The sequence below is a fragment of the Cyclobacterium salsum genome, assembly GCF_010119245.1.
Lineage (GTDB): Bacteria > Bacteroidota > Bacteroidia > Cytophagales > Cyclobacteriaceae > Cyclobacterium > Cyclobacterium salsum.
Window position 1 is genome coordinate 361,871 of record NZ_WNKG01000008.1, and the last position, 9,255, is coordinate 371,125.

The window sequence follows — 9,255 nt, forward strand, 5'->3', positions numbered from 1 at the left end:
TTTTTAGTGAGCAGTAGGGTTTTGTTTGTCGGCTTTTATGTCATACCTGGTCATAAAATCCTGCAGCACTGCTTTTTTGACATCGCCCCGTTCAAACCTTGCCCTTAACGCAGTGAAAGCAATGTGTTTTGCATCTACTTCAAAGAAGTTGCGAAGAGCTGGAATGGAGTCACTACGGCCGAAGCCATCCGTACCGAGCACTATAAAATCTCCCGGTATCCACTTAGCTATTGATTGTGGAAGTGCCTTCACATAGTCACTGGCAGCAATGAAAAGATCTCCTTCATCACTAAGTTGACTTTGTATGAAATTCTGCTTTGATTTTCCTTCCATTCTATTTTGGCGCTCCGTTTCACGCGCCTCTTCATAGAGTGCCTTATAGCTGGTTACGCTCCAGATATCCACCGGCAGGTCGCAGTCATCTTCTAAAATTTTCTTTGCTTCCCGTACCTCTTTCATTATCGCTCCACTGCCAAGCAAATGAACTTTATCACTTTTGTTTTTGCGTTTGCGGGATTTTTCCAGTCGGTAAAGGCCGTTGATAATGTCTTTTTCAGCATTGGCAGGCATTTTAGGCATTTGATATGCCTCATTCATAATGGTGATGTAGTAAAAGATGTCTTGATTTTCAGCATACATCCGTTTCAAACCGTCCTGAATGATAACTGCCAATTCATAGGCAAAGGCGGGGTCATACGCTCGAAGATTTGGAACGGCCAGCGCATTTAAATGACTTTGTCCATCCTGGTGTTGAAGGCCTTCACCCGAGAGCGTTGTCCGACCGGATATTCCACCGATCATAAAACCTCTGGCTCTTGCATCTGCCGCAGCCCACACAAGGTCTCCTATTCGCTGCATTCCGAACATCGAGTAGAAGACATAAAAGGGAATAGTGAATTTGTCTTGAGAAATGTGGTTTGTTCCCGCAGCGATAAAGCTTGACATTGCTCCTGCTTCCGTAATACCTTCCTCCAAAATGACTCCATCTTTCTTTTCGTTGTAAAACATCAAGCTGTCCTGATCAACTGGCTCGTATTTTTGTCCTTCGGCAGCGTAAATCCCAAATTGGCTAAACAAGGAATCCATACCGAAGGTCCGCGATTCATCTGGTATGATTGGCACGACTTTATCTTTCAGATGTTTATCTTTCAGCAGTTGAGTAAGAATTTTCACGAAAACTCCCGTGGTTGGCACTTCTTTTTCCGCGGAACCTTCCTTGTATTCTTCAAATATTTTCTCATCCGGCATCTCAAATTCCTTTGCCAACTGCTCGCGGTAGGGAAGTGGACCTCCCAAAACTTCTCTCGTTCTTCGTAAGTAACGATATTCATCGCTGTCTTGCTCGAATCGATAAAACGGAACATCATCAAGTTTGTCATCCGCTATCGGCAGCTTCAACTCATCGCGAAAAACCTGTAGCTCTTCCTTGCTAAAAACTTTCGTTTTATGAGCCACATTGCTGGCTTCACCGGCGTCTCCCTGTTCGTAGCCTTTGATGGTTTGCGCCAGCACCACTACCGGACTACCTTCATGCACAGTCGCTGCGTGAAATGCATTGAAAACTTTCACCTTGTCGTGGCCACCACGGCCCAGGGATTCTATTTTTTCGTCACTCCAGTCCTCTACCAGCTTTTCAAGATCGGGATCACCACCGAAAAGTTCTTTTTTCAGCGTTTTTCCATCAGCTACTGAAAGCCGCTGAAGCTTACCATCAATCATATCCTGTAGTCTTTTGGTAAGCTTCCCTTTTTTATCATTTTCGAAAAGCTCGTCCCAGGTGCTATCCCAGAGCACTCTTATCACGTGCCAACCAGCACCTCTGAAAAGCCCCTCAAATTCCTGTATCACGCTATTGTTTCCTCTCACCGGTCCATCCAGGCGCTGAAGGTTGCAGTTGATCACGAAGGTCAGATTATCGAGCTTTTCGCGGGAGGCGATGGAAAGCGCGCCGGTAGATTCTGGTTCATCCATTTCTCCGTCTCCCAGAAATGCCCAAACCAGCTGATTGGTTTTTTCTCCTATCCCGCGGTTTTGCAAATACTTGAAAAACCGGGCTTGATAAATCGCCTGTATGGGGGCTAATCCCATCGAAACAGAAGGAAATCGCCAGTAACTGGGCATCAGTCGGGGGTGAGGGTAGGAAGATAATCCGTCTTCAAACTGAAGTTCCATTCTAAAATGACTGAGTGCATCTTCCGAAAAGCGATGCTCTAGAAAGGATCTTGCATAAAGACCCGGAGCAGCATGCCCCTGGAAAAAAGCCACATCGGGATGTCCCCACTGATACCCTTTTAAAAAGTGTGTCAAAGCAACTTCAAACAAGGTCGATGCAGAGGAAAAAGTGGAAATATGTCCGCCAATTCCCGAAATTTTTTCATTTGCCTTTACAACCATGACCATCGCATTCCAGCGAATAGCGTTGTAAATTCTTTCTTCGATTTCGAGATCGCCCGGATATTCCTTTTGGGAATTGTGAGGGATCGTATTAATGTAATCGGTAGTCAACTTTCCGTCTGGAAAGGAAATCCCTTTCTCTCTTGCACTATCGATGAGGATATTCAGTAATTCTACCGCTCGTTCGGGCGCTTCGTTCTCGATTACCCACAACAGCGAAGAACGCCACTCTCTGTCTTCAATTCTTTTGGTTTCGGCATCAGGATACGTTGGCATTGGTACGAATTTCGTTGTGAACTAATTATGTAATAAATCCGAAAAATGAAATAGACCTCCTGTTACCTGACGGAATCACGGTGAAAAAGTCGTTTTTTGATTTTTACGTTTCACCACAGCTGCGCTATGCCTCAATTTCCGAATAATCTGATTTTTTTTGCGACTACATCACTAACGATGAACCCTATTGCATAATCCAATCAAAAAAGGGTCAAAAATCATTCCAACAGTTTTGATGTTGAATGTCTTCCTGATTTCCCGTGGTTTTTGGCAATCGCTTCAGAAAATCTAGCTGTTAAAAATAATCGGTTCCAAAACAGGTAATGGCGGCATGTTTTTAATTGATAACAATACACCTTTTATGAAATTTAGCGATCGAAAGGATACGTGTTGAAATATTTGTTATCAAAATACATTACTCGATTGGGTATGAGGCTCGGGTGTCACATTTGATCATTTTTCAAGCCCCAACGGGTTTTGCGTACCCTTTTCCAATTCACTGATACTGAACAAACATCAGAATGCCCGGTACAGCGATTTTTGTTGATTTGGCGGCCGAAAGACTAATTCTCCGTATGCGAGTTCCTCTCCATCTCCAATATATATGTTCCGCAGGGTACCTGCTGCATCTTCCGTAATTACAGCAAATGACCCTTTAAATGAAATCCGCGGATTCTCTTGGGCATAGCGCCCATGGCCGCCCGGCATAAGAATATATTGCACCAAAGTCTCAGCGTTTGTCCTACTTCGGACCTTCAATCCTTTAAATACGCCATCCTGAACCAGTTTTTCGACGGATTGGACGGTAGTGTTTTCATTGCTCCCGGCGAAGGGTTCGAAAACAACCGCAAAGGGTTGATCCCAGGCTTCACCGGTTTTGCGGATCACCAGTGTTGGCGTGGGTTCGTTTTCATACGGTTCGGGCGCTTCAAAGGTAGGCGGGGCCAACACCTTGGTATACTCTCTGCTATCGTCTGCGGGGATATGTAAATCCATGTAGATAGGTTTTTTAAACTCTTTCGCTTCAAACCTGACCCAAACCGATTTCTTATAGTTTTCCCCGGTACGTACATCTTCAAAAAAGTGCCAGCCTGGGTGGCGGTACTGCCGGTTTTGAATCCAGGGCAAACCGGCATTAGCCGTATATCGTTTAGGGGTAGGTTTCAGCTCCAAATCCTCGTTTAGAAATAGCAAATTATCGCCAATATTGTGATACAGGTAATCGTGGTATTGGTCAGAAAAGTCGGATTTTGAACGGAAAATGTCCACATAATACCCACTCTTTTCGGAGGTTCGTATCAGGGCCAGGGTCCGTTCCTGATAGGCTTCGGCCTGCTTCCCTTTATTGTCCAAAAAACTGGTCGTTGAAAACGAATGATACGGAGAAACCGCCTCTTGTTTGGGCATGGGTTCCATGGCGACAAGCTGAACGGTATTGATTCCCAGGTTTACCCAGCCACCATCGCTCCGGGAATTTCCATTTACAATAACCGTATTGTGGGCGGCAAAAATGCGGGAATAGTTTTCATGGATGTCCTGTTGGTAACGTCCCCTTCCATTATCAACACCGAGTACCTCTCCCTTACCGTAAAGTTCGATGTTCATTCCTTCGGCATGGCCATGAACCATATGGGCACCGCCTACAAAACACATCAAACCATCTTTAGGATTTTGGTTGGCACTTAAATTTCGTTGAAGAAATATTCCTGCATGATCCACCTTGTCTGTACGGGGAAGGACCACTTCGGCTGCTTCACCTTTAAATTCACGGTCATACCAAAGCACCGCTAACATCCCTGATCTTTCATACCTATCCTGGTTTTTTGCTCTTGTAAGCAGGGGACCGAATTCACGGGTAATTTCCTCCACACCATCCATTTCCCCCAGCAGATAAGCTTCCTCATAACTGCTGTACGGCGGTGTTCCCGTTCGTTTTCCGTCCCCCCAGCGGATCAGTTGCCCGTTTGGATAGACCAGGTAATCCAGTGCAGGCAGGGAAAACAGGATATTGGCATACTTTTCCCCCAGCTTTCTTTCAGGATCGTATTTATTGACCACCAACATTAGTCGGGTCAATATAGACGCAGCAGCATTGAGGTATTGAGAGGTTTCCGGCCAAAGGTCTCCCCTCTCCTTGTAAATTTCCGCCATCACTTTCAAGGCATCTTGATTCGCGGTACTTTCGTTCAGGAAATAGGAGAGCAGCCGGTTTCTTTCAACTGGATTCTCCATGGACAGGGCATTATACACCAAATTGGGTGCTTCCAGAATGGGGTGATTGGATCCGGTCTGCCCGTAATGGATGGTCAAATCAGCATACGTACGAAAAACCTGTTGCGCCTCGCTGAAGGGAAAGTCTGTTTTTCTTTCTTTCGCGAAGTCATACGGCCTACCCCCCTTTTCAATAAAATCTGCTACAAAATCGTATATCAACGGCACTTTATAGCCAATTTCCCTTACCTCGCGGAATCCGTCGTCCGGAAAAAGCCAGCCCCCACGGCCCCGCCATTCCGAGACCGGTGATTGCCGCACGGCCGTTACAAAAGTGTAAAGTATATCGGCCGCACATTGCCCGTAGCTTTCTTCTTCAGTGATAAAATAGGCGATGCCGCAGTCGATGCCCAATTGCAGGTACCGGATCAAGGTCCTGGCATTGGCCATTTCGGCCTCGGTGGCATTGTCCAGGTTTTTGTGTTTTCCATCTTCGATGTGGTAAGTAAGGTGGAAGGGCGGAATTTGATCGCCTGTTCCCTTATCCCAATCGAAAGGTAACTCGCCAAGGAAATGCGCCGGGTCGGTTTCATGGACTCGGATATCGCTGTCCAGTTGATCGATAAATTCGGTATAAATTTCGTTGGCCCAGGACTGATTCTCAATCTTCTCCAAAATAGCCGGTCTGTCCTCGGCACGCACCCAAATGAAGGGTCGCTGCCTTTGCTGCGCCAGGAGCGTGCCCTGCACGCATGCCAACAGCAGAATCAGGTAGGTCTTCAATCCAGTCATCGCCGGCCCTTTTTGGTCAGGAAATCCGATCCCCATTTCTCGCGTAATTCACGTGACAATTCGGTTACCTTGGTTTGGTATCCTTCTTTTTCGGCCAGGTTATCCAGCTGCAGTGGGTCAGTGGCCTGGTCAAAAAGCATGCGTTCGTAGGCAAGGCCCCGGTCATCGGTCCATTCGGTATACTGGAACGAACCGGATATCAGCGTGACTCCATCGTGAAACTTGACCACCGCATGGCCCTTTTCCCGTTTTCCGGTTTCCATCAGCGAAACAAAACTGTCTCCTTCCAGGTGATCCGGCCTTTCGATACCCGCCAGCTCACAAAGGCTGGGATAAAGGTCAATGGTCTCGGTGATAAAATCGGTATGACGGCCGTTGGTTTTTCCAGGAACTTTGATGGTCATCGGCACTTGAAGCGAGGAATTGAAATTGGCGTGTTTGCACCAAAGCTTGTGGTCTCCCAGATTCCAGCCATGATCTCCCCAGAGGACTACAATGGTATTCTCGGCCAGTCCCAGTCGCTCCAATTCGTCCAATACCAGGCCTATCTGTGCATCCGTATAGCTGACACAGGCATAATAGCCGTGTATCAGTTCCTTTGCCAGTTCTTCGGGCAAATCACCTTCCTTGGGAATGGTCTCGTAATTTCTTAGTTCTCCAAAATTGTGATAGGCTTTGCGGGGAGTGGTTTCGGGCTGCCTGTAATTCTCAGGAAGCTCGATTTCCTCCCGGCTATACTTGTCCCAGTATTTTTTGGGAGCGGCAAAAGGCAGGTGCGGCTTGTAAAAACCCAGTGCCAGAAAGAACGGTTGGTTTCCCTCCTTGAGTTTGTTCAGGTCAGCTATGGCTTTTAACGCCAACTTACCGTCTCTGTAAGCAGAATCGGGCACATCGGCATTTTCCATGGGCATGCCCCGAAAGGTATTTGCCCGAATCTCCCGGTATGCTTCGGTAGCATAGCTATATTTTCCCGAAGGTTGCCAAATCTCGTCCCAGGCAAGGGAATCGTCCTTGGCATGATGGTACACTTTCCCGTTGGATACGGTGGTGTATCCGTTATTCTTGAAGCGCATGGGCAGGGATTCTGCCTCCGGATAGTCTGCATCCTTTAAGGTTTTGTAGTCAATAAAGCGGTTGCGTGTCGGCCTGGCTCCGGTCAGCAAGCTGGCCCTAGATGCGCCGCAAACGGGCACATTGCAATAGGCGCGGTCGAATACCAGGCTTTGGCTGGCCAGCCGGTCCAGGTGGGGGGACTGAATGTGCCCTGCGCCATAAAAATTGAGCTCCGGCCGCAAATCGTCCACTGCAATAAAGAGGATATTGGGTTGCCTTGTTTCTGTTTCTTGTTGCCCTTCCGAACAGGAAATCAGGAAAACGCCAAATAGCAAGAAGGCCCCAGTGATGTATGCTTTCATTTTTGCACTATATAGAAGATTGTTTTCGATCTTTTTTTCAAAGTGTTAGTACTATCCACTTCGTTTTTTCTTTTTTGGTTCTAAGGAACATCCATTTTTGAAAGCTCATACACGTTAAAATCATCAATGATAAGGTGATTGTTCACCGTTCGAAAAGCAAAATAGCCGGAATCATACGGTGACGCATCGTATACATTAAAAATCAGTTGTTCATTTCTCCAGTATTGGATCGTAGTATTGTACACGATAATGCGTATCCGGTTAGGGACATTCGGGACGATCAGGTATGCTTCATCTGAAAGATCGTGTGCAGGGAGTAAAGGCTTTTGTCCATCCCCGGAATACCTGCGAAACCTCGTCTTGGTGTTGTTATGGCCGCCAAGCCCTACATAATAGAGTTTTAAGCTATCATACTGACTAAATTTACCGACTCTATGTGGGCTCGTATCCCCAAAAAAATTCATGTGCCAGGGATCGGTAGCCAACCAAAAACAGTTTAAGTCCGAAACCCGGTCCAGTGGCCCTCCTTCATCAATCACAGTAGCGGTAAACTCGATCATAACAGGTTGATGCAACTGCTTATCGAACCAGACGGTGCAACCTGCCTTGTCTTCGATTTCCAATCTACCCCCATTTAAAACAACCGTTCCTCCGGGTTGTTGTTCGGCTTTCCAATGGTCCAGGTCATTGAATTCTTCCCGATGAATCAATGAATAGTTTACTTCCAACGTATCATTCAATGTCAAACGGCCCTGCTGCTCCCTGGCAACTAAACTGTTGTGTAAACCAAAGATGAGTAAGAGTGGTAAAAGAACCAATCGCTTCATAGGCTATTAAGTTAGGTATTTAATTTCTAATTTCATTAATAAAAAAGGAATAGGCAGCAGCAAATTAGAAGGTTATCCTTCAGTAGGAGTTTTGGGCATCACGGGTTTTGACTTATTACGACTAAACTACCAACTATTTTATGATTCAGTACCGTAATTACTGCTAATTTGTCTATATACACCATGAAATCTCAATACCCGAACAGATCTACTCCTCGTCACTGCGAGAATTAACATTTACAAAACGCAGAAATTGGGATGACGGTAATTATTCTTAACTATTTAAAAATCAACATGTTAAAAAAAATAAAGAGTGATATCAAATCACCTTCCCCCAACCCCCACCTGTTTTCAGGAGGGGGAGACAGGGGGTGGTAAAAATACGTCATCGCTAGCACAGTGAAGCGATCTGAATTGAACATACAATAGGTGGGATGTTTTGTACCAGGTTGATGTCTTATTGGCATGCCCTTTTATCAACCATGGAGACAAAATTGTTGGCTGAAACCAACAATTAAGGTAAGTATTGTTTGTTACAACAAACAAAATTAATCCAACCGCCCATCAATTTGGCAATTTTTTTTCACAGGTTTTCCAGGCCTCCAACCGGTAATTTTTAAATTTTATTTGTAAATTTCTCTTATGAATCCCCAAGAAAAACCAGACCAATCGGAAGAACCGTTTACTTCTTATGGTCATTATACCTATTTGGACTACCTGCAATGGCAGATCGATGAAATGGTGGAACTGATCAACGGTCAAGTATTCAAGGCAGCGGCTGCACCACGAAGGATCCATCAGGAAATTTTGCTGGAAATGGCCAGGATATTTGCTGACCATCTGGATCATCATCCCTGCAAGGTGTTTATTGCGCCGTTTGATGTTCGTCTTCCAAAAGGTTCGCACTTACCTGAAAAAATTGATACCGTGGTACAACCCGATATCTGCGTGGTTTGCGACCGCAACAAATTGGACGACAGGGGTTGCTTAGGCGCACCTGATCTGGTGGTGGAAATCCTTTCTCCTGGCAATAACCAAAAGGAGCTCAAGCAAAAATATGATATTTACGAAAAAAGTGGGGTTAAAGAATACTGGATCATTCATCCGGATGAACAGACTTTATTGGTCTACCGCTTAATCAATAGCACCTATCAGCCTACCCGCTTACTCACCCATGGAGATCTGGTCCATTCTCAGGTAATTACAGGTTTTAAGTTAACTATTTCGGACTTATTTGAATTTCCATAACCTTTGAGGTCTTTGAGACCTCGAAGGTTTTTTCGTGAACGCTTAGGAAGAGACGGGGTTCGGAAAACCCCAAAGGTCAATATCCATAACCT

5 protein-coding genes are annotated in these 9,255 nt (G+C 45.6%); 1 reads left to right on the top strand and 4 read right to left on the bottom strand.

The window, feature by feature from the left end; translation table 11 throughout:
* Positions 1 to 3: 3 nt before the first annotated feature.
* From aceE to GJS45_RS16350, 4 genes are all read right to left on the bottom strand, one after another.
* Entirely contained in the window at positions 4 to 2,670 is a 2,667-nt protein-coding gene (aceE, locus tag GJS45_RS16335; protein ID WP_162342926.1) for a pyruvate dehydrogenase (acetyl-transferring), homodimeric type, read from the bottom strand.
* Between the two features lie 516 nt (positions 2,671 to 3,186).
* On the bottom strand, positions 3,187 to 5,673 hold the full coding sequence (locus GJS45_RS16340; RefSeq protein WP_162342927.1) for a heparinase II/III domain-containing protein: 2,487 nt from the start codon (positions 5,671 to 5,673) through the stop codon (positions 3,187 to 3,189).
* Positions 5,670 to 7,088, bottom strand: coding sequence for a sulfatase (locus GJS45_RS16345; RefSeq protein ID WP_162342928.1), 1,419 nt, complete (start codon positions 7,086 to 7,088; stop codon positions 5,670 to 5,672). Before GJS45_RS16345 ends, GJS45_RS16340 begins: the two co-directional genes overlap by 4 nt.
* A gap of 80 nt (positions 7,089 to 7,168) precedes the next feature.
* Positions 7,169 to 7,915 carry a DUF6250 domain-containing protein gene (locus GJS45_RS16350; protein WP_162342929.1) on the bottom strand — a complete coding sequence of 249 codons (747 nt, stop codon included), beginning with the start codon at positions 7,913 to 7,915 and terminating at the stop codon, positions 7,169 to 7,171.
* A gap of 642 nt (positions 7,916 to 8,557) precedes the next feature.
* Between GJS45_RS16350 and GJS45_RS16355 the strand changes: the two genes are divergently transcribed.
* Positions 8,558 to 9,163, top strand: a complete 606-nt coding sequence (locus GJS45_RS16355) for a Uma2 family endonuclease (RefSeq protein WP_162342930.1) — start codon at positions 8,558 to 8,560, stop codon at positions 9,161 to 9,163.
* Positions 9,164 to 9,255 lie beyond the last annotated feature (92 nt).